The sequence below is a fragment of the Sphingopyxis sp. C-1 genome (assembly GCF_001047015.1).
GTDB lineage: Bacteria > Pseudomonadota > Alphaproteobacteria > Sphingomonadales > Sphingomonadaceae > Sphingopyxis.
In genome coordinates this window covers 140,001-163,115 of the sequence record NZ_BBRO01000001.1, presented here as the reverse complement: position 1 = coordinate 163,115, position 23,115 = coordinate 140,001, and the positions used below count along the sequence as shown (strand labels likewise).

Annotated in this window: 16 protein-coding genes, 1 tRNA gene and 2 rRNA genes (1 of these 19 cut by a window edge); 10 read left to right on the top strand and 9 right to left on the bottom strand. The window is 63.6% G+C overall.

Annotated features, from left to right (window positions below; genetic code table 11):
- Positions 1-3 precede the first annotated feature (3 nt).
- The 7 genes from SC1_RS00605 (at position 4) to SC1_RS00575 (ending at position 11,273) form a co-directional block, all read left to right on the top strand.
- Positions 4-1,782 (top strand): heparinase II/III family protein, encoded by a 1,779-nt coding sequence (locus SC1_RS00605; protein ID WP_062176189.1) that lies wholly within the window; start codon positions 4-6, stop codon positions 1,780-1,782.
- A 202-nt stretch (positions 1,783-1,984) separates the two neighbouring features.
- On the top strand, positions 1,985-4,813 hold the full coding sequence (locus SC1_RS00600) for a TonB-dependent receptor (protein WP_062176186.1): 2,829 nt from the start codon (positions 1,985-1,987) through the stop codon (positions 4,811-4,813).
- Positions 4,814-4,834: 21 nt separating this feature from the next.
- Positions 4,835-6,289, top strand: coding sequence for a metallophosphoesterase family protein (locus tag SC1_RS00595; protein WP_238586518.1), 1,455 nt, complete (start codon positions 4,835-4,837; stop codon positions 6,287-6,289).
- A gap of 23 nt (positions 6,290-6,312) precedes the next feature.
- Entirely contained in the window at positions 6,313-7,329 is a 1,017-nt protein-coding gene (locus SC1_RS00590) for a phytase (protein ID WP_238586517.1), read from the top strand.
- A 178-nt stretch (positions 7,330-7,507) separates the two neighbouring features.
- Complete coding sequence (purH, locus tag SC1_RS00585) at positions 7,508-9,100, top strand: bifunctional phosphoribosylaminoimidazolecarboxamide formyltransferase/IMP cyclohydrolase (RefSeq protein WP_062176183.1); 1,593 nt, start codon at positions 7,508-7,510, stop codon at positions 9,098-9,100.
- Between the two features lie 178 nt (positions 9,101-9,278).
- A complete protein-coding gene (locus SC1_RS00580) occupies positions 9,279-9,959 on the top strand; it encodes a YqaA family protein (protein WP_062176180.1) in 681 nt (226 codons plus the stop codon).
- Positions 9,960-10,037: 78 nt separating this feature from the next.
- The gene (locus tag SC1_RS00575; protein ID WP_062176177.1) at positions 10,038-11,273 is read left to right on the top strand and encodes an FAD-binding oxidoreductase; all 1,236 of its coding nucleotides are present in this window, start codon (positions 10,038-10,040) and stop codon (positions 11,271-11,273) included.
- A gap of 10 nt (positions 11,274-11,283) precedes the next feature.
- Here SC1_RS00575 and SC1_RS00570 read toward each other — a convergent pair whose 3' ends face one another.
- The 3 genes from SC1_RS00570 to SC1_RS00560 all read right to left on the bottom strand — a co-directional run bounded on the left by SC1_RS00570 (position 11,284) and on the right by SC1_RS00560 (position 14,954).
- Entirely contained in the window at positions 11,284-11,829 is a 546-nt protein-coding gene (locus tag SC1_RS00570; RefSeq protein WP_062176175.1) for a VOC family protein, read from the bottom strand.
- A complete protein-coding gene (gene hppD, locus SC1_RS00565) occupies positions 11,826-12,914 on the bottom strand; it encodes a 4-hydroxyphenylpyruvate dioxygenase (RefSeq protein ID WP_062176172.1) in 1,089 nt (362 codons plus the stop codon). Before hppD ends, SC1_RS00570 begins: the two co-directional genes overlap by 4 nt.
- Positions 12,915-13,082: 168 nt before the next feature.
- Complete coding sequence (locus SC1_RS00560) at positions 13,083-14,954, bottom strand: ABC-F family ATP-binding cassette domain-containing protein (protein ID WP_062176169.1); 1,872 nt, start codon at positions 14,952-14,954, stop codon at positions 13,083-13,085.
- 79 nt (positions 14,955-15,033) lie between these two features.
- Between SC1_RS00560 and SC1_RS00555 the strand changes: the two genes are divergently transcribed.
- On the top strand, positions 15,034-15,456 hold the full coding sequence (locus SC1_RS00555) for a VOC family protein (protein WP_062183249.1): 423 nt from the start codon (positions 15,034-15,036) through the stop codon (positions 15,454-15,456).
- Between the two features lie 3 nt (positions 15,457-15,459).
- Here the strand turns inward: SC1_RS00555 and SC1_RS00550 are convergent, their stop codons facing one another.
- Genes SC1_RS00550 through SC1_RS00540 form a run of 3 tightly spaced genes read right to left on the bottom strand, consistent with a single transcriptional unit; the run spans position 15,460 to position 19,601 of the window.
- A complete protein-coding gene (locus SC1_RS00550; RefSeq protein ID WP_062176166.1) occupies positions 15,460-17,010 on the bottom strand; it encodes a DHA2 family efflux MFS transporter permease subunit in 1,551 nt (516 codons plus the stop codon).
- A gap of 3 nt (positions 17,011-17,013) precedes the next feature.
- The gene (locus SC1_RS00545) at positions 17,014-18,177 is read right to left on the bottom strand and encodes an HlyD family efflux transporter periplasmic adaptor subunit (RefSeq protein WP_062176162.1); all 1,164 of its coding nucleotides are present in this window, start codon (positions 18,175-18,177) and stop codon (positions 17,014-17,016) included.
- A complete protein-coding gene (locus SC1_RS00540) occupies positions 18,174-19,601 on the bottom strand; it encodes an efflux transporter outer membrane subunit (protein WP_062176159.1) in 1,428 nt (475 codons plus the stop codon). Before SC1_RS00540 ends, SC1_RS00545 begins: the two co-directional genes overlap by 4 nt.
- Positions 19,602-19,708: 107 nt before the next feature.
- On the opposite strand from SC1_RS00540, the gene SC1_RS00535 reads away from it, so the two are divergent.
- Both SC1_RS00535 and SC1_RS00530 read left to right on the top strand, forming a co-directional pair.
- On the top strand, positions 19,709-20,299 hold the full coding sequence (locus tag SC1_RS00535) for a TetR/AcrR family transcriptional regulator (protein WP_238586516.1): 591 nt from the start codon (positions 19,709-19,711) through the stop codon (positions 20,297-20,299).
- A gap of 84 nt (positions 20,300-20,383) precedes the next feature.
- On the top strand, positions 20,384-21,676 hold the full coding sequence (locus SC1_RS00530) for an Hsp70 family protein (protein ID WP_062176156.1): 1,293 nt from the start codon (positions 20,384-20,386) through the stop codon (positions 21,674-21,676).
- Positions 21,677-21,780: 104 nt separating this feature from the next.
- On the opposite strand, the gene SC1_RS00525 is transcribed toward SC1_RS00530, so the two are convergent.
- The 3 genes from SC1_RS00525 to SC1_RS00515 all read right to left on the bottom strand — a co-directional run.
- Positions 21,781-21,857 (bottom strand) — tRNA-Met (locus SC1_RS00525).
- Positions 21,858-21,967: 110 nt separating this feature from the next.
- Positions 21,968-22,082 (bottom strand): 5S ribosomal RNA (gene rrf, locus SC1_RS00520).
- A 114-nt stretch (positions 22,083-22,196) separates the two neighbouring features.
- Positions 22,197-23,115 (bottom strand): 23S ribosomal RNA (locus SC1_RS00515) (it continues 1,872 nt past the right edge of the window).

Below are 23,115 nucleotides of genomic sequence, written 5' to 3'. Positions count from 1 at the left end.
TCGATGGAGGGGAGACCGTTGACCGCTGCCCCCGCCGACACACCGCTCGACTCCGGTGACGACGCCGCGCCACTCGACGATACGATCGAACCCGGCAAGCGGCTGATCCGCCTTCCCGCCGACCAGGGTCTTTCGCTCGGCGATCGCGTCGCAAACGCGATCACTCGCCTGACCTGGCGCACACCGCTTCACGCCTTCCGGCTGAAGGGGCGTTTTCCGCTCAAGCTGCTTGGCGTGCCCACCGATCCGATCCCCGGCGACACACGGGCGGGCACGGCGATCCGCGCCGGCCATCTCCTGCACCGCGGGTTGAAACTGCCGCTCGGCGAGCTCGATTTCGCGGCGCTCGACGTCGTTCCGACCTTTGCCGATTATCTGCACAGCTTTGCCTGGCTGCGCGATCTCGCCGCAACGGGATCGCGCGCCGACGGCGCGCCGATCGCCGAAGCCGTCGTGCGCCATTGGCTGGGCACGCACGGCGAAACGGTCAGCGAACCCGCGTGGAAAGCCGACAATACCGCCTGGCGCATCCTGTTCTGGGCTGCGCACGCGCCGCTGATCCTGTCGTCGAGCGACCTTGTTTATCGCTCGGCGGTGCTCAATCATCTTGCACGCGCGGCGCGCCACCTCGACCGTATCGCCGACAAGACGCGGCCCGGCACGGGGCAGATGGTCGCGTGGGTCGGCATCGTCGCCGCGTCGCTTTTGATGCCCGGCGGCGAACCGCGACAGGTGTTCGGCGAAGCCGGCCTTCGGAGGGTCCTCGAAACCAGCTTCTACGCCGACGGCGGCAATATCTCACGCTCGCCCCAGGCGCAGCTCGACGCGATCATGGCGCTGTCGATGCTCGCGAAAATCTATGACATGCGCCGCATGGAAGTGCCGCCCTTCATTCAGGAAGTGCTCGCGCGGGCGGTTCCGGCACTGCTGGGCCTGCTTCACAGCGACGGCGGCATGGGTAGCTGGCAGGGCAGCGGGGCGACCTCCGCCGCCTATGTCCAGGCCATCGTCAATGCGAGCGGCGTGCGCACGCGCCCGCTCAAGCAGGCACGCGACTGGGGTTATCAACGGCTGGTTGCGAACAAGGTCGTGCTGCTCGCCGACGCGGCGCCGCCGCCCATCGCGCGCGTCACAGAGGCGGGCTGCGCCTCGACTCTCGCCTTCGAACTCAGCGACGGCGACGAGCGCATCGTCGTCAATTGCGGCGGCGCGGCGCTGACCGGCGCGACGATTCCGGCCGATCTCGCACGCGGGCTTCGCACCACCGCGGCGCATTCGACGCTGACGCTCGGCGACAGCAATTCGACCGCGATCCTTGCCAACGGCTCGCTCGGCAAGGGCGTGACCGAGGTCGAGCTCGACCGGCGCGAGACGCCGCAAGGCAGCCGGGTCGAGATGAGCCACGACGGATATGCCCGGCGCCACGGACTGATCCATCGCCGCCTGCTGATCCTTTCGCCGAACGGCCGCGAACTCCGCGGCGAGGATCTGCTCCTTCCCGCCCCGCGTACACGGCGCAAGGGCGACAAAGGCTTCACGCTGCGCTTCCACCTTGGACCGCATATCTCGGCCAGCCTGACCGCCGACAAATTGGGCGCGCTGCTGCGCGTGGGCGGCGGCCCGCTCTGGCAGTTCCGCACGTCCGAAGGCGGTCTCGACATCGAGCAGAGCCTGTGGGTCGATGGCGAGGGCCGGCCGCACCCGACCGAGCAACTCGTCGTCACCGGCAACGCGCCCGCTGGAGGCGCCAGCATCGGCTGGATTTTCAAGCATATCGGCTGATCAGGCCGGCAATCGATCGTCAAATATATTTACGGTCGCAAGTTTGCGAACAATCCCTTGCGGTTGCGCGACACCGCTTTCCTATATGTCAGAACCGTGACACCGACGTAACACAGCGGTCATACAGCCCTGCCAGTGGCCCCCTCGACTCGTCGGGAGCCAACAGGACCCGGCGACATTCTCGCACTCCTCGGGGGACTTCATGCACCAGCTTCGTACTGTCCGTTCGCGCATCCTGCTCGGCACCTGCCTTTCACTCGCCGCGGCGCTTCCGACCGCCGCCTTTGCGTCCGACATCGTCGGGACCGTCACCGACGCGACCGACACGCGCGCGCTCCAGAGCACCGAGCTGCGTCTTGTCGAACTTGGCCGGGTTGTCGAATCGGGCCGTGACGGCAGCTTCCGCTTCACCGACATTCCCGCAGGCACCTATACGCTCGAAGCGCGCTATAGCGGCGCCGAACCGCGCACGCAGGAAGTCGTCGTTCCCGAAACGGGCAGCGTTACCGCCAATGTCCTGCTCGGCACCGACGGTGCGATCCTGGTCGTCGGCCAGGCCGCAAATCTTGCCAGCAGCCTGTCGCGCCAGCGCGCCGCCGACGGCGTCGAAAGCGTTCTGACCCGCGACGGCATCGGCCAGTTTCCCGACCAGAATGTCGCCGAATCGCTGCGCCGCCTGCCGGGGGTGAATATCCTGAACGATCAAGGCGAAGGCCGCTTCGTCTCGGTCCGCGGGCTTGATCCCGAACTCAATGCCGCATCGATCAACGGCGCGCGCGTGCCGGCCCCCGAAAGCGATGTACGCTCGGTCGCGCTCGACGTTGTGCCGTCCGAACTGATCGAATCGATCGAGGTCAAGAAATCGCTCACCCCCGACATGGATGGCGACACGATCGGCGCCTCGATCGAGATCAACACGACGAGCGCCTTCGACCGCAAGAAGGACCTGTTCTCGGTCAAGCTGGAAGGCAGCTATAATGACTACGCCGATGCGGTGACCCCGAAGGGCAGCTTTGACTTCTCGACCCGCATCACCGATAATTTCGGCATCGCAGGCGGCATCAGCTATTATCAGCGCAAGTTCGAAACCGACAATATCGAAGCGGCAGACTGGGACGAGGTCGGCGGCATCGCCTTTGCCCGCGAACTTCAATATCGCGACTATGACGTCGAACGGAAGCGTCTCGGCGGCTCGCTCAGCCTCGACTGGCGCCCGAGCGACACGACCAAACTTTATGCCCGCGGTCTTTACAGCCGCTTTTCCGATCAGGAATATCGCGGCGACATCATCTTTATCCTCGACGAGGAACGCATCAACCCGGTGTCGGGCACTGCAACCAGCGCCAATTTCCTGAGCAACCAGCAGGGCGTCGAGCCCACGGACGAATCGCCGCGTATCGAAGTGCGCCGCCGCATGAAGGACCGCTTCGAAAAGCAGCAGATCGGCTCGCTCGTCGTCGGCGGCGAAACCGAAACCGGCCCGTGGAAACTGACCTATTCGGGCAGCTATTCAAAGGCTACCGAGCGGGAAAATGGCTCGGTCGATCCGACGCGCTTCCGCGCGCGCTTCGCGGGTTCGGGCGCCAACCAGGTCGGCGTGAATTTCGACTATTCGGATCCCCGCCGCCCCGCCTTCACGATCACCGGCAACACCGCATTGTTCAACAATCCGGCGAGCTATGGCTTCAACGAACTTGAATTGACCGACCTGTCCGATTCGAAGGATCGCGAATGGGGCGTGCGGGGCGACGTGGCGCGCGAGTTCGCAATGGATGCAGGCACCTTCACGCTGCAAGGCGGCGTCAAGTCGCGCTGGCGCAAGAAATCCTACGACTTGGATGCGCTTGTCTATGACGGATATGACGGCACCTACACGCTCGCCGACGTGCTGGGCAGCGGCTATAATTACCGTATCCAGGACCTCGGCCCGCTTCCGGGCAAAACGTCGCCGAGCGATTTCTACAATAACAACACCGACTCGTTCGAGCTGAACGACGCCGACACGATCATCAACTCGGCCTCGTCGGACTATTCGATCAAGGAAGATGTGCTTGCAGGCTATGTCCTCGGCCGCTTCGACGGCAGCGCGGTACGCGTGGTCGGCGGTGTCCGCTTCGAGCGCACCTATAATGATATCCGCGCCTTCGCGACCAACGAGGACACGCTCGATGTCACCCCGAACCGTTCGACGCGCAGCTACACCGACTGGCTGCCCAGCCTGACGCTGCGTTTCGAGCCCGCCCAGAATCTTGTCCTGCGCCTCGCCGGCTACAAGAATCTGGTGCGTCCGAAACTGTCGAACCTCGCGCCGCGCGTTTTGGTGAACGAGGATCTGGACGCCGAGTTCGGCAACCCGAACCTCAAGCCCTATCGCGCCTGGAACATCGACGCATCGGCCGAATATTATTTCGGCAATAATTCGGCGATCACCGCCGGGGTGTTCTGGAAGTCGATCGATGATTTCATCGTCGAGGTGACCGACAATACGCCGGGCGAGATCCTTGGCATCGATTATGAACGCGCGACGACCTTCACCAATGGCGAGACCGCCAAGGTCAAGGGGATCGAGCTGAGCTTTGCCCAGCGCTTTACCTTCCTGCCCTCGCCGCTCGACGGCTTGCTGCTCAACGCGAACTATACCTTCACCGATGCGAAGGGCACGGTGTTCGCCGGTGACGACCTGACCGATCCGCGCCGCATCAACCTGCCCGCTTCGTCGAAGCACACGTTCAACGTCGTGCTGGGTTATGAGAAGGGTCCGATCTCGCTGCGCGCGGCGGGCACCTATCGCGATAAATATCTGGACGAACTGGGCGGCGGCGCCGACGAGGACCGCTACATCGATCAGCATTTCCAGCTAGACCTGTCGGCAAAGTTCCGCGTCACCAACAATGTCCGGCTGTTCGCCGAATGGGTTAACGTCACCGACGCGCCCTATTTCGCCTATCAGAACTTCGAAGGCGCCAAGCGCATCCTGCAATATGAAAAATATAGCTGGACCGCGAAATTCGGCGTTTCGGCCAACTTCTGACGACGGACATCAAGGGTAGACATGACGATGATGAACAAGCGGCCCCTTGGCCTGTCGCTGCTCGCGGCGACGTTGCTATCGGCGGGCGCCCTGCCCGCCGCGGCGACCGAGCCCGCGTTCAAGATCGTCACGCAGACGGAGGATGGCGCGCCCATCCCCCGTTCCGCGGGCCTTCCCTACGCGCCGAAAAACCTTCCCGACCGCATCGTTCTCACGCCCGGGGCCGATCCCGCGCGCGAGATGGCGGTCGCCTTTCGCACCGACACCGCGCAGGCCGAGTCCCAGGCCCAGATCGCGGTGTCGGTCGATGGGCCCACGCTCGGCGAAAAGGCACGGCTCGTCACCGGCAAGGCGATGCCGGTCGATAGCAGCTATGGCCCCTCGCTCTATCATCAGGTCCGTTTCACCGGCCTCTCCCCCGACACCGTCTATGCCTATCGCGTCAAAGGGGCTGCGGGCTGGAGCGAATGGCATCAGTTCCGCACCGCCGCCGCGGAGGCAAAGCCCTTCCGCTTCCTTTATCTGGGCGACATCCAGAACGGCATATTGACCTATGCCAGCCGCGTGATCCGGCAGGCCTTTCTTGCCAATGGCGATATCCGTCTCGTCGCGCATGCCGGCGACCTTGTCGGCCAGCGCGACGACCTGGACCATGACGACGAATGGGGCGAGTGGAACCAGGCGGGCGGCTATAATTATGCGAGCGTCCCGCAGGTGCCTGCAACGGGCAACCATGAATATGTCGACGTGCTGAAAGCGGACGGCAGCGAAAGCCGCCGGCTCGGCCCCTATTGGCCAGCCCAGTTCGCGCTGCCGTCGAACGGCACCGATCCGGTCAAGGCCACGACCTATTACACCGATTATCAGGGCGTACGTTTCATCATCCTCGACGGCACCGCCGCGATCGACCTCGGTTCGATGCAGGCGCAGACCGATTGGCTCGACAAGACGCTGGCGTCGAGCAAGGCGAACTGGAACGTCGTGCTGTTCCATCAGCCGGTCTTCACCTGCGCGCGCCCGAACGACACCGCCGAGATCAAGGCGGCGTGGAAGCCGGTGTTCGAAAAGCGCAAGGTCGATCTGGTGCTGCAGGGGCACGATCATTGCTATAGCCGTTTGACGGGCGAAGCCGGGCGCGATGCGAATGCAAAGGCACGCGCCGACGGCAGCATCCAGGGGCCGGTCTATCTTGTGTCGGTGACGGGATCGAAAATGTATCGGCTCAACGATCGCACGCCCTGGCAGCCCGATAAGATCGCCGAGGCGACCGAACTCTACCAGATCGTCGACGTCGAGCCGAAGACGCTCAAGTTCCGGACCTTCACCGCCTCCGGAAAGCTTTACGACGGCTTCGACCTCGAACGCACCGCGCAGGGCAACCGCCTCCGTGAACTCGCCGAACCGACGCTTGCCGCGCGGCGCTGCACGGGCGATGTCGGCCCGGACGGCGGTGTGTGCGTCGCATCGGGCAAATGAAGAACCAACGCTTGGGGGATATAATGGTCAGTCGCTGGAAATTGCTCGGAGCTGCGGCGCTCGTATGGACGCTTGCCGGATGCGCTGCGAGCGGGCCCGTCATCACTGGTCTGCCGCCGGTGCAGGTTACCGCCAGCGCTGAGACCGCGCCCGTCGGCACGGGCAAGGCCGACGCGGCGGACGATCCGGCAATCTGGATCGATCCCGCCAATCCGAACCGCGCGCTGATCGTCGCGACCGACAAAAAGGCGGGGCTTCACGTCTATGACCTTTCGGGCAAGGATATCGCCTTTACCCAGGCCGGCCTCGTCAACAATGCCGATGTCGCGGGCAACATCATCGTTGCGAGCGATCGCAACGACGGAGTGAACGCGCATCTGGCGGTGTTCCGGCTCGACGCGGACAAGCCGGCGATCGTCTCGCTCGGCCGCGCGGCGGCGGGCACCGGCGAAGCCTATGGCCTGTGCCTCAAAAAGACCGCGCCGGGTGCGCCGATCACCGCGGCGCTGATCGTCAAGGACGGCACGGTGCGCGTCGGCACGCTCGCAGTCGATGACACGCCGAGCTTTACCGTTCAGTGGGAATATAAGATTCCGACCCAGTCCGAAGGCTGCGTCTTCGACGGCGACACGCTGTATGTCGGCGAAGAAGACGCCGGCATCTGGGAATTGAAGCCCAGTGGCACCACCGCGATCGCACGCATCGTCGCACCGGTCGACAATCAGCGGCTCGTTGCCGATGTCGAAGGCCTTGCGACGATCGATCACAAGGGCCAGCGCTACCTTCTCGCATCGAGCCAGGGCGACAATGCCTATGCGGTCTTCCGGCTGCCGTCGGTCGAGTATGTCGGCCGCTTTGCGGTCGCCGCAGGGACATTTGGCGCGACGAGCGAGACCGACGGGATCGAGGCGGTCGCCGGCAATTTCGGCCCCGCCTTCCCCGATGGCATCTTCCTGGCCCAGGACGGCGACAATGCCCCCAAGGCCCAGAACTTCAAACTGGTGCGCTGGGACCAGATCGCGGCGGCGATGGGGCTTTAACGCATTCGCGCAGAGGAATAGGAGTTCACGCGGAGACGCGGAGACTTCAACCCCGCTGCCAGCCCAAAGCCATGTCCGATAGCCCCCTCCGGCCTTCGCGGGGCAACGATACTTGCTCTTGGGGGATGACCCGCCTAGGGGGGCCGCGTCATCCCATCGCCAGCCGAGGCCTTCCCCAATGACCGACCTGATTCCCGTCCGCCGCGCCCTTCTGTCCGTCAGCGACAAGGCGGGGCTCGCCGATCTTGCCGCCGCGCTTGTCCGCCACGGGGTCGAACTGGTGTCGACCGGCGGCACCGCCAAGGCGCTGCGCGAGGCCGGCCACACGGTCCTCGACGTGTCCGACCTCACCGGCTTTCCCGAGATGATGGATGGCCGCGTGAAGACGCTGCACCCGACGGTTCACGGCGGCATCCTCGCGGTGCGCGACGACGCGGCGCATGTCGCTTCGATGGAAGAACATGGCATCGGGGCGATCGATCTGGTCGTCGTCAACCTCTACCCCTTCGCCGCGACCGTCGCGAAAGGCGCGGCGCGTGACGAGATCATCGAGAATATCGACATCGGCGGCCCCGCCATGGTCCGCTCTTCGGCGAAGAACCATGCCTTTGTCGGCATCGTCACCGAACCCGAGGATTATGCCGCCGTAATCGCCGAGATGGACGCCAATGACGGCGCCACGACGCTGGCGCTCCGCAAGCGCCTTGCCGCGACCGCCTTCGCGCACACCGCGACCTATGACGGGATGATCGCAAGTTGGTTCGCCTTTGCCGACCAGGGCAAGATGTTCCCCGACACGCTACCGCTGACCGCCAAGCTGTCGGCCGAACTGCGTTACGGCGAGAATCCGCACCAAAAGGCGGCGCTCTACCTTCCCGCCGGCCCGGCCGCGCGCGGGATTGCGCAGGCCGAACAGGTGCAGGGCAAGGAACTCAGCTATAATAATATCAACGACGCCGACGCCGCGCTCGAACTCGTCGCCGAATTTCGCGAGGCCGACCCGACCTGCGTGATCGTCAAGCATGCCAACCCGTGCGGCGTCGCGACCGCCGCGACGATCGCGGAAGCCTATGACGCGGCGCTGAAATGCGACGATGTGTCGGCGTTCGGCGGCATCATCGCGGTCAACCGTCCGCTCGACGGCGCGACTGCCGAACTCATCAGCGGCATCTTCACCGAAGTCGTTTGTGCGCCCGACGCCGACGCCGACGCGCGCGCCGTATTCGCGAAGAAAAAGAATCTCCGCCTGCTGCTAACGGGCGAACTGCCCGATCCCGCACGCGGCGGGCTGATGCTCAAGACGATCGCGGGTGGATGGCTCGCGCAGAGCCGCGACAATGGCCGCATCACGCGCGCCGACCTGAAGGTCGTCACCGACCGCGCGCCGACCGAGGAAGAACTGACCGACGCACTCTTTGCCTGGACCGTCGCGAAGCACGTCAAATCGAACGCCATCGTTTATGCGAAGGGCGGGTCTACGGCGGGCATCGGCGCGGGTCAGATGAACCGCCGCGACAGCGCGCGCATCGCCGCGGTGAAAGCACGCGAAGCGGCCGATAGCCACGGCTGGTCCGAAGCTCGCACCGTCGGCAGCGCAGTGGCGAGCGATGCCTTCTTCCCCTTTGCCGACGGGCTGCTCGCTGCTGTCGAGGCCGGCGCGACCTGCGTCATCCAGCCGGGCGGCTCGATCCGCGACGATGAGGTGATTGCGGCGGCGAACGACGCCGGGCTTGCGATGGTCTTCACGGGCATGCGCCACTTCCGGCATTGATCGGAAGATAAGCGTCGCCCCCACGAAGGCGGAGGCCGTTCTCGGCCTTGTGCCGCAATGGCGGTGTAATCCGCCAGTGGCCTCCGCCTTCGCGGGGCGAGGGATATCGGCTTTATTTAACCGCGCCCGGACGGCATAGCAGGCCTGTGGTCATCATGGCCCCGCGCAAAGGAACAGCATGACTGCCACAACCCATCGGCCCGGTTTCATTACCCGCATGTATAACTGGACGATGGAGAAATCGGCGCATCCGCACGCCGAATTCTGGCTGGCGCTGGTCGCGTTCGTCGAGGCGAGCTTTTTCCCGATCCCGCCGCACCCGTTGCTCGGGCTGATGTGCCTCGCCAATCCGAAAAAGGCGGTGCGTTATGCGATCATCTGTACGCTTGCGTCGGTTGCGGGCGGCATCCTTGGCTACGGGATCGGCTTCTTCCTGTACGAAAGCGTCGGCTTGTGGCTGCTCGGGGTGCTCGGGCTGACCGACGCCTTTCCGCCAGCCGCCTGCTATTTGCGCGAATTCGGCGCCGAGATCATCCTGATCAAGGGTGCAACGCCCATTCCGTTCAAGCTGCTGACGATCACCGCCGGCTTCATCCACATGAATTTCTGGACGTTCCTGTGGGCCAGCCTCGCCAGCCGCGCCTTTTCCTTCATGCTTGTCGGCATATTGTTCCGGCTGTTCGGGGCGCCGATCAAGGCGTTCATCGACAAATATCTGATCTGGGTCACCGGCGCGTTTCTGGTCGCCGTGGTCGCGGGCTTCCTCGCGATCGGCGCGCTGTCGGGCGACGGCAAGACGAAGGAAGCCGACAAATGCAGCGGCGCGACGCTGGAAAGCATCGGGCTGGACCGGAAGTAGCCACGCGGCGCGATGCAACCTGTTCGCGCGCCATGGATTGAAGACGGGTCGCTCCTGCCGCGATAGGGAGCCGCTTTCATGCCGATCCAAGCCTCGGTCACCCATCATCGCGATTTGCGCACCGGCCAGTCGATCTGGTCGGCGCGGCGGCGCCCAGTGGTGCCGACGCACGCATTGACCCGAACCGTCCGCTGCGACGTGACGATCATCGGTGCGGGGATATCGGGGGCGCTGATTGCCGAAACCTTGTCGGAGGCCGGATTGCAGGTCGTGGTGGTTGACCGTCGCCGACCGATGGACGGGTCGACCGCGGCGTCGACGGCTATGCTGCAATATGAAATCGACACCCCTTTGTCGTTGCTGTCGCAGCAAATCGGCCGCGACCGCGCCGAGCGTCTGTGGCGGCGGTCGCGTCAGGCGGTCGACGCGCTGCGCGAGCGCACCGAGCGGCTGGGGATGAAAGTCGATGCCGCGACGCGCGGTTCGATCTATCTGCATGGCAATGTGCTCGATGCGGAGGGGCTGGCGCGCGAAGCCGATGCGCGGCGGCGCGCGGGCTTTGAAGTCGAACTGCTGAAACCCGCAGCGGTGCTCGATCGCTATGGCATTGCCGGTCGGCACGCGATCATCGGCTTTGGCAATTACACCGCTGATCCGCGCCAGCTGACCGCCGCTTATCTGAATATGGCAATCGGTCGCGGCGCGCGAATTTATAGCCCCGTCGATATTTGCGACGTGTCGCCCGGCGCGAGCGGGGTGACGATTACCAGCGCCGAAGGGCATGAAATCCACGCGCAAAATCTGGTTGTCGCGACGGGTTATGAGATGTTGAAGGGCGTCCCGCGCAAAGGGAACAAGATCATCTCAAGCTGGTCGATCGCGACCAAAGCGCAGCCGCGTGCGATCTGGCCAACGGCGGCGATGATATGGGAAGCGGCGGACCCCTATCTCTATATTCGCACGACGCCGCGCGGCGAAGTCATCTGCGGCGGCGAAGACGAAGAGATCAGCGATGCCGGCGAACGCGATGCCAAAATCGCCGACAAGGCGCGGACCTTGTCGCGCAAGCTCGCGGCGCTGCTGCCGATGATCGACGCCACTCCGGTTCATGCCTGGGCGGGCAGTTTCGGCGACAGCAAGACGGGCACGCCGACGATCGGCCGAATTCCCAGGATGCCGAACTGCTATGCCGCGATGGGTTATGGCGGGAACGGCATCACCTTTTCGATGATGGCCGCGCAAATGCTGCGCGGGCTGATCAGCGGCGACGGCGATCCCGACGCCGATCTGGTCAGCTTCTCGCGCAAATTCTGAGCCGGCGCGCTTACTCGTTCGCCGCGGTGTGCAGCCAGTCGGCGTGGCGCGGGGCCTTCTTCGTCTGGCTCCATTCGTCGAGCATCAACGGCGCGACGCGTTTCAGCTCGGCATATTGTTCGGCGGTGCCGATGTCGCATGCCAGCTCGACGCGGTGGCCGTTGGGGTCAAAGAAATAGATCGACTTGAAAATGCCGTGGTGCGTCGGACCGAGGACATCGACGCCCTCGGCTTCGAGATGCGCCTTTGCCGCGACCAGTTCGTCGAAGCTGCCGACCTTGAACGCAAGATGCTGCACCCACGCTGGCGTATTCTCGTCGCGGCCCATGACGGGCTGGTTCGGCAGCTCGAAAAAGGCAAGAATGTTGCCGTTCCCCGCGTCGAGAAAGACATGCATATAGGGGTCATATTCGCCGGTCGACGGCACATGATCCTCGGCAAAGGCGGTGGTGTACGTCATGCCGAGCATGCGCTCGTACCAGTCGACCGTTTCCTTCGCATCCTTGCAGCGATAGGCGGCGTGGTGGACGCCGCCCAATTTGATCGGGCTCGTCATTCGGCGGGTTCCTCGACATTCAATGCACCGCGGCGAATCTGGTCCATTTCCATCGATTTGAACAGCGCGGTGAAATTGCCCTCGCCGAACCCTTCATCCTTCTTGCGCTGGATGAATTCGAAGAAGACGGGGCCGATCACGGTCTGGCCGAAAATCTGGAGCAGCAGGCGCGGATCGCCTTCGGTGGTCGAACCGTCGAGCAGGATACCGCGCGACTGAAGCCCCTCGACCGACTCGCCATGACCCGGAAGACGCTCTTCGAGCATCTCGTAATAGGTTGCCGGCGGCGCGGGCGCGAAGGGATTGCCGAGCGCCTTCAGCTTGTCCCACGCCGCGTAGAGATCGTCGCAGCTGAACGCGATATGCTGAATGCCTTCGCCATTATAGGCGCGCAGATATTCCTCGATCTGGCCCTTGCCGCCCGCACCCTCTTCGTTGAGCGGGATGCGGATCTTGCCGTCGGGGGCGGTCATCGCCTTTGACGTCAGGCCGGTATATTCGCCCTTGATGTCGAAATAACGGATCTCGCGGAAGCCCGCGATCCGCTCATAGAACGCCGCCCAATGCGCCATGCGGCCGCCATAGACATTGTGCGTCAGGTGATCGATGAGCTGCATTCCCGCGCCGACCGGGTGGCGATCGACTCCCTCTTCATACACGAAATCGATGTCGTAGATGCTGAGGTCGTCGCCATAACGGTCGATTAGATAGATGATCGAACCGCCGATGCCGCGGATCGCGGGCAGGCGCAATTCCATCGGGCCGGGGTTGACCTCGACCGGCTCGGCGCCGCGTTCGACGGCCACAGCATAAGCCATGGCCGCATCCCGAACCCGCCACCCCATCCCACAGGCTGAGGGGCCATGTTCGGCAGCGAAGTAGGCGGCGGGCGATTTGGGCTCATAATTGGCAATCAGGTTGATGCCGCCCTGGCGCCACAATTGCACGTCCTTCGAGCGGTGGCGCGCAATCAGCGTGAAGCCCATCGCTTCAAACACAGGCTCAAGAATGCCCTTTTCGGGCGCCGAAAACTCAACGAATTCGAAGCCGTCGAGGCCCAGCGGATTGTCGAAAAGGTCGGCCATGTCGCATTCCCATCTAGTTTCAATTGAAACTATTATGATGGAATGCAGGCGGGGAGTCAATGTGCCAGACTCGTCGCCCCCGCGAAGGCGGGGGCCGTAATCGTCCTGGCACTTCGCCGCTGCGCAAACCTTCAGCGGCCCCCGCCTTCGCGGGGGCGACGGATCGAATTATGCCGCCGCCTCAAACGCCTCCAGCGCTTCGCTGGCCTTTACCCAGCGCGCTTCGGCGGCTTCCTGCGCGGCAACGATCTTGCCGCGGCGCTGCGACAATTCGCTCATCGTCAGCCCGGCATATTCGTTGCTCGCACCCTGCGGGTCGAACATCGCGCGGTCGATCGCGGACAGCACGACCTGATATTTGGCCAGGTCGGCTTCGGCGTCCGAGACCTCCTTCCTGACTTTCGCCGCGGCCTCGCGCGCTGCAGCGGCCGCCTTGCGGTCTTCCTTCTTGTCCGCCTTCGAGGCCTTTTCCTTCGACGGACCCTTGCCGAGGATCAGGTCGACATAATCGTCCATGCTGCCCGAATATTCGCGCGCGGTGCCGTCGTCGACGAGTACGAGCCGGTCGGCGGTAAGTTCGAGCATGTGTCGATCGTGGCTGACGAGCACTACCGCGCCGTCGAAGGCATTGAGAGCCTGCACCAGCGCTTCGCGCGCATCGACGTCAAGGTGGTTGGTCGGTTCGTCGAGGATCAGCAGGTGCGGCGCGTCGCGTGTGATGAGCGCGAGCGCGAGCCGCGCACGCTCGCCGCCCGACAGCTTGGCGACCTGCGTCGTCGCCTTGTTGCCCGAAAAACCGAAGCGGCCAAGCTGCGCACGGATCGCTGCTTGTGTCTTGCCCTCCATCACGCGCGTCATATGCGCGAGCGGAGTGTCGCTGCCGTCGAGTTCCTCGACCTGATATTGCGTGAAATAGCCGACGCGCATCTTGCCCGATGCTGCCATCGCTCCCGCCATAGGCGTCAACTGTGCTGCGAGCAGCCGTGCGAGCGTCGTCTTGCCATTGCCGTTGCGGCCGAGCAGTGCGATGCGGTCGTCAGGATCGATGCGCAGATTCAGACGCTGCAGCACCGGGCGTTCGGCGTAGCCCACGCTCGCGAGGTCGAGCGTGATTAGCGGCGGCTTCAATTCGTCCGGGCTCGGGAAATCGAACGCAAGTGTCTGGTCTTCGGCAAGTGCGGCGATCGGCTGCATCTTGGCGAGCAGCTTCGCGCGTGACTGCGCCTGCTTCGCGGTCGACGCGCGCGCGCTGTTGCGCGCGATATAATCCTGAAGCTTGGCGCGCTGCGCATCCTGCGACGCCTTCGCCGCGGCGAGCTGCGCCGCTCGTTCGGCGCGCTGGCGCTCGAACGCGTCATAACCGCCCGCGTAAAGCGTGACCTTGCCGCCCTCGAGATGTAGGATATTGTCGACGACATTGTTGAGCAGGTCGCGTTCGTGGCTGATAACGACGAGCTGCCCCGGATAGGCGCGCAGGAAATTTTCCAGCCACAGCGTCGCTTCGAGGTCGAGGTGGTTCGACGGTTCGTCGAGCAATAGCAGATCGGGTTCGGAGAATAGCAACGCAGCGAGCGCGACGCGCATCTTCCACCCGCCTGAGAAGCTGTCGAGCGGCTGGCCCTGCATATCCTCGTCGAAACCGAGCCCGATCAGGATACGTGCGGCGCGCGCCGGCGCGGTATAGGCGTCGATCGCAATCAGCCGCTCATGAATGTCGCCGAGCTTGTCGGGATCCTGCTCGGTCTCCGACGCCGTCAGCAGTTCGGCGCGCTCGGTATCCGCGGCAAGGACGGTGTCGAACGGCGTCGCGGTGCCACTTGGTGCCTCCTGCGCTATATAGCCGACGCGCGTCTTGCGCGGCATGTCGATGCTGCCCTCGTCAGCTTCGAGCTGACCGATCATCACCTTCATCAGCGTCGATTTGCCCGCGCCGTTACGTCCGATCAGCCCGACGCGGCTTTTTGCCGGCAGGCTCGCAGTGGCGCGTTCCAGGATGGCGCGCCCGCCAAGGCGTACTGTGATTCCATTAATTGTCAGCATGGCCGCGCGCCTAGCATGTTCGGCGCGCCAGCCCAAGACCGGACTGGCGTTCGGCGCGACGCTGGGGCAAGCAGGCACCATGGCCGCACTTGCTCCCTTTCATATCGCCTTTCCCGTCGACGACTTGGGCGCCGCGCGCCATTTCTACGGCACCGTCCTCGGCTGCCCAGAAGGACGCAGCGCCCCGGACTGGATCGACTTCAATCTCTATGGCCATCAGATCGTCGCGCACCGCGTCGATACGCCGCGCGTCAGGGCCGCGCATAATCCGGTCGACGGGCATGATGTGCCAGTGCCGCATTTCGGCGTCGTGCTACCGCCCGCCGAGTGGCAGGCGCTCGCCGACCGATTGAAGGCAGCGGGGACCGATTTCGTAATCGAACCGCACACCCGCTTTCCGGGCCAGCCGGGCGAGCAATCGACGATGTTCTTTCACGATCCCGCAGGTAACGCGCTTGAGTTCAAGGCCTTCGCCGATCTGGACCAACTGTTCGCCAAATAGGCCTCAGTGCCCGCCGCCCATCGAAATCTGCTTTGGCCGCGGCGCGAACCACACCGATATCGCGGCAATCACGAAGACCACGCCCGATGCGAGGAACAGGTGCAGCACCCCGATCGTCGAGGCCTGCACTTCGACCAACCGCTCTATCGCGCCGCGCGCTTGTTCAAGCGTTAGGCCTGCATTCTGCAGCGAGGTCATCGTCGCTTCGGGATTGTTGAGCGAGGAGACAAGCTCTGACCGCGAGGTCCGACTCGCGTCGTCCCATGCGGTGGTCGCAATCGCGGTGCCGATCGCCCCGCACAGTGTGCGCAGGAAGCTCATCAAGCCCGCGGCGGAGGTCTGATGTTGCGCCGGCACCGAACTCAGCGCGAGCGCGGTCAGCCCGACGAAGAAGAAGGGCATGCCGATCCCCTGCAATATGTGTGGCAGCGCGAGCGTCCAATAGCCGACGTCGGCATTCCAGCTTGCGCGCAGGATCGACATCACCGCCATCCAGAGGATGCCCGCGGAGATGGTGATACGCACGTCGATTTTTGTGATCAGCCCCGCCGCGACCGGTGACAGCAGCACCGCGAACACGCCTAACCAGGCGACGATGAAGCCGGTCTCGGTCGCGGTATAACCCGCGACCTGCTGGAGCCATAAGGGCGTCAGCACGACTTGCGCGAAAAAGGCACCGAAGCCGAGTGAGATCGCCATCGTTGCGAAACTGAAGCCGCGGAAGCGGAAGATGCGCAGATTCACGACCGGATTGGCGTCGGTGAGTTCCCAGATCACGAACGCGGCAAAGCTGATTGCCGCGATGACAGCAAGCCCGACAATCCACGTCGAACCGAACCAGTCATGTTCGCGCCCGGTATCGAGCATGATCTGAAACGCCCCGACCGACACGACAAGCAAGATCAGGCCGATTACGTCGATGCGTGCCTTGGCGCGCTTCGTCTCGAACGGCGTCAGCAGGGTGAACACGCCGAACGCGCAGATCGCGACGACGGGTAGGTTGATGAAGAATATCCACGGCCAGGTCCAGTTATCGCTGATCGTGCCGCCGAGGATTGGGCCGAGGATCGGCGCCGTCGTTGTAGTCATCGCCCAGATCGCGAGGCCCACGCCCGCCTTTTCCTTGGGGAAGATTCGGAGCAGCAATATCTGCGACAGCGGCATCAGCGGACCGCCCGCGAGGCCCTGCAAAATGCGGAAAAGCACCAGCGCGTCGAGCGTTCGCGACACACCGCAGAGGAAAGAGAAGATGCCGAAGCCGATGATCGAGATCATGAACCAACGCACGGTCCCGAACCGCATCGCAAGCCAGCCGGTCAGCGGCACGCTGATCGCGTCTGCAACCGCATAGCTGGTAATCACCCATGTACCCTGCGTCGGCGAGACCGCGAGCCCGCCCGCGATATGCGGCACCGACACGTTCGCAATCGTCGTGTCCAGCACGACGACGAAATTGGCCAGCGCAAGTGCAAAGGCCGCGACGATCAGCCGCACGCCGGTGAGCGGCTGCGGTTCGGCGGGGATCACAGAGATAGAGTTGGCGGCGCTGGCCATCACTCAGTTCCCGCGCGTATCGATCGTGGCTTCCATCGACAGGCCGACGCGCAGCGGATGGGCCTTCAACTCTTTCGGATCAAGCGCGATGCGGACCGGCAGGCGTTGGACGACCTTGACCCAGTTACCGGTCGCATTCTGCGCGGGGATCAGCGAGAAGGCCGCGCCGGTGCCGCCGGCGATGCCGATCACCTTGCCGCGATAGACGACGTCGTCGCCATAATAGTCGGAGGTCAGTTCGACCGGCTGGCCGATCCGGATATCCCCGAACTGGCTTTCCTTGAAATTAGCGTCGACATAGGCCGTACTGATGGGGACGATCACCATGATCGGCGCGCCCGCGGCGATCCGCTGGCCCACCTGAACCTGCCGGTTGGTGACAATGCCGTCGACCGGCGCGCGCAGCACCGTACGCGCAAGATCAAGCTTTGCCTTCTCCAGCCTCGCTTCGGCGGCAGCGACATCGGGTGCGGTGTTGATCGTCGTACCGCGGACGACGGCTTCGGCGGCGCCCAGGTCACCGCTCGCCGATCCGCGCGTCGCCTCGGCGGAGGCAATTCCTGCTGCCGCGAGGTCGCGCGCGGCCGACGCCGACGCGAGCGCGGCGCGTGCGGAGGTCAGCTCTTCGCCCGAAACCGCGCCGGTTCCGGCGATGCTTTCGCGCCGGGCAAGCTCGGCGCGCGCGCGCTCGACCGTCGCATTGGCGTCGCGCAGCCGCGCCCGCGCCTGCGCAATATCGGCGCCACGCGCCGCGACGCGCGCGCGCGCCGCATCAGCATTGGCATCGGCCTGTCCGTAACGCTGGCGCGCGAGGCGGAGCGCCGCTTCGGCGTCGACGACTGCGATACGCTGATCGGCGTCGTCGAGGATGACGAGGATGTCGCCCTTCTTCACCGCCTGCGTCCCGCTGACGCGCACTTCCTTGACCGGGCCTGCGATAAGCGCGGTCACCTGCGCGGAGTCCGCGCCGACATAGGCATTGTCGGTATGCACTCGCCCCGCCTGTGTCAGGAAATACCATAGGCCCCACATAACCCCGATGGTCACGACCACGATCGCGAGGATGCGGAGCAGCTTTGTGCGCTTAGCGCCATTGCCTTCGGAGCTTGCGTCGGAAGAGGTTTCGGGAGCGGGGGTTGCGGCTGCAGCCGTTTCGTCGGCCATCATTCGTCTCCTGTCAGGTTGGGCGCGCGATATCCGCCGCCGAGCGCACGGATAAGGGCGACATCGAGCGAGAGCTGGCGCGCTTCGAGGTCGGCAACGGTGCGGCTCAATGCCACCATGCTATCCTCTGCAGTCAGCTGAACGATCTGGTTCGAGAGTCCGGCGCGGTAACGCAACCCGGCCAGCTTCGAAGCCTCGGCCGCCGCGGTCAGCGCATCACGCCGACCGACGAGTTGGCGCTCGGTTGCCGCGCGTTGTGCAACAAGATCGGCAACGTCGCGCAGCGCGCCGATCAGCGTTCGGTCATAGGTTGCGACTGCAGCGTCATAGTCGGCGCGCGATCCGCGATAGCGGCCCTGCAGGCGTCCACCCTCAAAGATCGGTAGGCTGATCGCGGCACCGCCATTGCCATATTCGGAGCCCGATTTGAACAAGTTGGAGAGGCCGAGCGACTGAAGTCCGACGAGCGCAGACAGGCTGATATTGGGATAGAAATCGGCGCGCGCAACGTCGATGCGCTTCGCGGCGGCTTCTGACCGCAACCGCGCAGCGATGATATCGGGGCGGCGTCCGATCAGGTCGATCCCGGCATTCGCGGGCAGTCCCAGCAACGGCCGCGCCATTTGCGGTCGCGAGATCGACAGCCCCCGATCGGGGCCGGCGCCGACGAGCGCTGCGATCCGGTTACGCGTCGTAGCTATCACTTCTTCGAGCACCACGACGTCGGCGCGCGCCGAAGCCGCGCGGCTTTCGGCCTGCCGCTGACTCGCCTGATTTTCGATCCCGGCGCGCGCTCGCTCGCCCGACAGGTCCGCGCTTGCGGTGCGGACCCGCACCGCATCCTCTGCAACATCAAGCGCCTGATAATAGCCCGCAAGATCGGCATAGGCTGCGGCGATGCCGGTGGTGAGCATCAGCCGTGCCTGCGCCTCGTCGACGCGTGCGGCTTCGGCCTCGGACGTCGCCGCTGCGAGCGCTGCGCGATTTTTGCCCCACAGGTCAAGATCGAAGCTGAAGGTCGCGGCGATATGTCCGGTATCCTGGATGCCGTCGGGCACGAATTCGGGCGGAATGCCCATATTCTTGCTTTGCTGGACGCCGCCCGCGCTGCCCTCGGCGCCGACACGCGGCAACAGTGCAGCACCCGCCTGTTGCGCCATTGCATCCGCTGCGCGCGCGCGCGCCGCTGCGATCTCGACGTCGGGCGAACCGTTGAGCCCTTCGGCAATCAGCGCATCAAGTTGAGCGTCGCCAAAGCCCCGCCACCAACCCTCGGCGGGCCATTCGCCCTGCGTGGCACCAAAGGCGGTCGCCGACTCAAGCGCTTCGACAGCGGCAGGCGCGGGCTTCGGCCCAAGGTCGGGAACGGTGGCACAGCCCGCTAACAGGCTGAAAACAGCGGAGGAGAGAAAAATCGATCGGGGCATGGCTTCCAACGATACTAGCTGGTATCATGCGCCATTGGACCTCGGAGGATGCGTTGTCAATCGAAATGATACCAGCTAGTACGGCAGGCTTAGACGATGCCGCGACGATGCGCCGCAAGGCATTTGTCGATGCTGCGCGCGAGTTGTTTTTCGCAAACGGCTATGCCGGAACAACGATGTCGTCGATCGCGAGCAAAGTCGGAGGATCAAAGACGACGCTCTGGACCTATTTCCCGTCGAAAGAGGAACTCTTCGAAGCCGTAGTCGACGATATCGTCGAGCAATATGGCCAGACGCTTGCGATAGACTTGCCGCTCGACGAACCGGTGCTCGACGTGCTGCGGCGCTTCGGCAATCTGCTGATGACCAAATTGACCGCGACTCCGATCCTCTCGCTCTTTCGGCTCGTCGTCGGCGAGGCCGAGCGTTTCCCGCACCTTGCCGAAACCTTCTACGAGCGCGGCCCACGCCGGGGAAAGGCTCGCGCTGCGATATGGGTGGGGGAGAAAATGGTGCGCGGCGAGCTCAGGATGGGCGACCCAATGCGCGCGGTTCAGCAGTTCACCGGGCTTTGCCAATCGGGCATCTATCAGTTCGCGATGCTCAATCTTCCTGAAAGCCGCGACCTTTCTCGGCTTCAGGACGATGTCGACGCAGCGCTCGACACTTTCTATCGCGCGTGGCGACCGGAAAGCTGAGCCTTGGGGCGGTGGCTTGCCGCATCCGTCATCCTGTGCAATAGGCGCCGCCCCCGACCGGGTCTCCGATCACAGGAGCATGTCATGGACAAGGCGGCCGCGAGCGCGCTCGGCCTCGATTTCGGCACGACGAACAGCGTCGTTGCGCTGGCTGATGGCCAAGGTGGGACCAAGCTGGTGTCGTTCGGTGACAGCGGCGAGGCGGTGTTTCGCTCGGCGCTATGCTTCTGGGAAGAGGAACGCGGCTGGAACGGCATCGCGCATGAGGCGGGTCCTTGGGCGATCGACGAATATCTGCAATCGCCGCTCGACAGCCGCTTCATCCAGTCGTTCAAGAGCGTTGCTGCGAGCCCGCTGTTCGAACGCGCGATGATCTTCAATAAACCGTTCCGCTTCGAGGATATGGGCCGCCTTTTCCTCCAGCGCCTCGTCGCGCACGCCGGCGGCGCGCTCGACGAGCGGCCGCACCGCATTATCGTCGGCCGCCCGGTCGAATATGCCGGAGCCCGTCCCGAGCCCGACCTTGCGCGCCAACGCTATGACGCGATGCTTGCGGCGTTCGGCACTGAAATCTATTATGTCCACGAACCGCTCGGCGCCGCGCACAGCTATGCGTCGCGCCTGACCGAACCTGCGACGATCCTCGTCGCCGATTTCGGCGGCGGCACGACCGATTTTTCGATCGTCCGTGTTGCAGAGCCCGGGAGCCAGCGCCGTTGCGTGCCGCTTGCCTCATCCGGGATCGGGATCGCCGGTGACCGCTTTGATTATCGCATAGTCGACCGGCTGGTCCTGCCCCTTCTCGGCAAGGGGAGTAATTACAGGTCGTTCGACAAATCGCTCGAGATACCCGGCGGCTATTTCGCCGATTTCGGCGACTGGTCGCGGCTCGCGATGATGCGCAACCGGCGCACGCTTGACGACATCCGCCGCCTTCAGCGCGATGCCGAGCGGCCCGAGTTGATTGGCCGCATGATCGCGCTAATCGAGCATGAACAGGGATTCCCGCTCTATGACGCAGTGGGTAGGCTCAAACGGGCGCTATCGAGCGACGACAACGCGCAATTTCATTTCACCGGCGGCGGCATCGAGATTGGCGCCGATGTGCGGCGCTCCGATTTCGAGCAATGGATCGCCGATGACCTTCGCCGCATCGAGATAGCAATGGATCAAGCGATTGCCCGCGCGGGCACGGCGCCCGAAGGGATCGACCGCGTCTTCCTGACTGGAGGATCTTCGCTGATTCCGGCCATCCGCATGATATTCGCTCGCCGCTTCGGCGAGGAGCGTATCGCGACTGGTGGTGAACTTACCTCGATCGCCCACGGTCTTGCATTGATCGGCGAGGAATCCGATCCGGCCGAGTGGGCAGCATGATTGCTTTGCCGTTCGAAAAGGAACTTTAGGGCGTCGAACAGTTAAAACTGGCCACTTCAGACGCAAAAAAGCCCGCCTTCCAGAAGGAAAGGCGGGCTTTTTGTTGGTTGCGGGAGCAGGATTTGAACCTGCGACCTTCAGGTTATGAGCCTGACGAGCTACCGGGCTGCTCCATCCCGCGTCAACCAATCGCGATCGCCAGTCGGGACCGCAGAAACAGCAAAAGGCCGGCATCGCTGCCGGCCTCTAACTTTGTGAATGGGTTTCTTTCGACCATACGCCGGCCACAATGCCTGGCGACGTCCTACTCTTCCAGGGCTTGAGCCATAGTACCATCGGCGCTGTCAGGTTTCACGTCCGAGTTCGAGATGGGATCGGGTGGGTCACTGACGCCATGGTCACCAAGCAATGAAGCCGGCGTAGGTCAAAAGGGTTTCAATCGATGTCCGTGCAATACTGTCTGATCAATCATCCACTATCGAGGACAAACCGTTCAGGCTTGTCGTTGATGGCGGGACTCTTAAGTGCGAATAGAGCAATTAGTATCGGTTAGCTCCACGCGTTACCGCGCTTCTACATCCGATCTATCAACGTGGTGGTCTTCCACGGCTCTATGAAATCTTATCTTGAGGGAGGCTTCCCGCTTAGATGCTTTCAGCGGTTATCCCGTCCATACATAGCTACCCTGCTGCGCGGCTGGCGCCACGACAGGTACACCAGAGGTATGTTCAACCCGGTCCTCTCGTACTAGGGTCAACTCCTCTCAAATTTCGACGCCCACGGCAGATAGGGACCAAACTGTCTCACGACGTTCTGAACCCAGCTCACGTACCACTTTAATTGGCGAACAGCCAAACCCTTGGGACCTGCTCCAGCCCCAGGATGTGATGAGCCGACATCGAGGTGCCAAACGATTCCGTCGATATGAGCTCTTGGGAATCATCAGCCTGTTATCCCCGGCGTACCTTTTATCCGTTGAGCGATGGCCCTTCCACTCGGGACCACCGGATCACTATGACCGACTTTCGTCTCTGCTCGACTCGTCAGTCTCGCAGTCAGGCAGGCTTATGCCATTGCACTCTAACAGACGGTTTCCAACCGTCCTGAGCCTACCATCGCGCGCCTCCGTTACTCTTTAGGAGGCGACCGCCCCAGTCAAACTACCCGCCACAGAGGGTCCCTGATCCAGTTTCATGGATCGAGGTTAGACATCAGAAAACAACAGGGTGGTATTTCACCTATGGCTCCACGTCAGCTGGCGCCAACGCTTCAAAGCCTCCCACCTATGCTACACAGTTCTTTCCTAATGCCACTCTGAAGCTGCAGTAAAGGTGCACGGGGTCTTTCCGTCTAACCGCGGGTACTCCGCATCTTCACGGAGAATTCAATTTCGCTGAGCATCTCCTGGAGACAGTGGGGAAGTCGTTACGCCATTCGTG

Bases quoted from the DNA above. Each gene is read 5' to 3' on its own strand.
- SC1_RS00540 (WP_062176159.1), bottom strand. From the start codon at position 19,601: ATGCCCCGATCGATTTTTCTCTCCTCCGCTGTTTTCAGCCTGTTAGCG.
- SC1_RS00570 (WP_062176175.1), bottom strand. From the start codon at position 11,829: ATGACGAGCCCGATCAAATTGGGCGGCGTCCACCACGCCGCCTATCGC.
- SC1_RS00595 (WP_238586518.1), top strand. From the start codon at position 4,835: ATGACGATGATGAACAAGCGGCCCCTTGGCCTGTCGCTGCTCGCGGCG.
- hppD (WP_062176172.1), bottom strand. From the start codon at position 12,914: ATGGCCGACCTTTTCGACAATCCGCTGGGCCTCGACGGCTTCGAATTC.
- SC1_RS00560 (WP_062176169.1), bottom strand. From the start codon at position 14,954: ATGCTGACAATTAATGGAATCACAGTACGCCTTGGCGGGCGCGCCATC.
- SC1_RS00605 (WP_062176189.1), top strand. From the start codon at position 4: ATGGAGGGGAGACCGTTGACCGCTGCCCCCGCCGACACACCGCTCGAC.
- SC1_RS00590 (WP_238586517.1), top strand. From the start codon at position 6,313: ATGGTCAGTCGCTGGAAATTGCTCGGAGCTGCGGCGCTCGTATGGACG.
- SC1_RS00575 (WP_062176177.1), top strand. From the start codon at position 10,038: ATGCCGATCCAAGCCTCGGTCACCCATCATCGCGATTTGCGCACCGGC.
- SC1_RS00555 (WP_062183249.1), top strand. From the start codon at position 15,034: ATGGCCGCACTTGCTCCCTTTCATATCGCCTTTCCCGTCGACGACTTG.
- SC1_RS00535 (WP_238586516.1), top strand. From the start codon at position 19,709: ATGCGCCGCAAGGCATTTGTCGATGCTGCGCGCGAGTTGTTTTTCGCA.
- SC1_RS00580 (WP_062176180.1), top strand. From the start codon at position 9,279: ATGACTGCCACAACCCATCGGCCCGGTTTCATTACCCGCATGTATAAC.
- SC1_RS00530 (WP_062176156.1), top strand. From the start codon at position 20,384: ATGGACAAGGCGGCCGCGAGCGCGCTCGGCCTCGATTTCGGCACGACG.
- SC1_RS00600 (WP_062176186.1), top strand. From the start codon at position 1,985: ATGCACCAGCTTCGTACTGTCCGTTCGCGCATCCTGCTCGGCACCTGC.
- SC1_RS00545 (WP_062176162.1), bottom strand. From the start codon at position 18,177: ATGATGGCCGACGAAACGGCTGCAGCCGCAACCCCCGCTCCCGAAACC.
- purH (WP_062176183.1), top strand. From the start codon at position 7,508: ATGACCGACCTGATTCCCGTCCGCCGCGCCCTTCTGTCCGTCAGCGAC.
- SC1_RS00550 (WP_062176166.1), bottom strand. From the start codon at position 17,010: ATGGCCAGCGCCGCCAACTCTATCTCTGTGATCCCCGCCGAACCGCAG.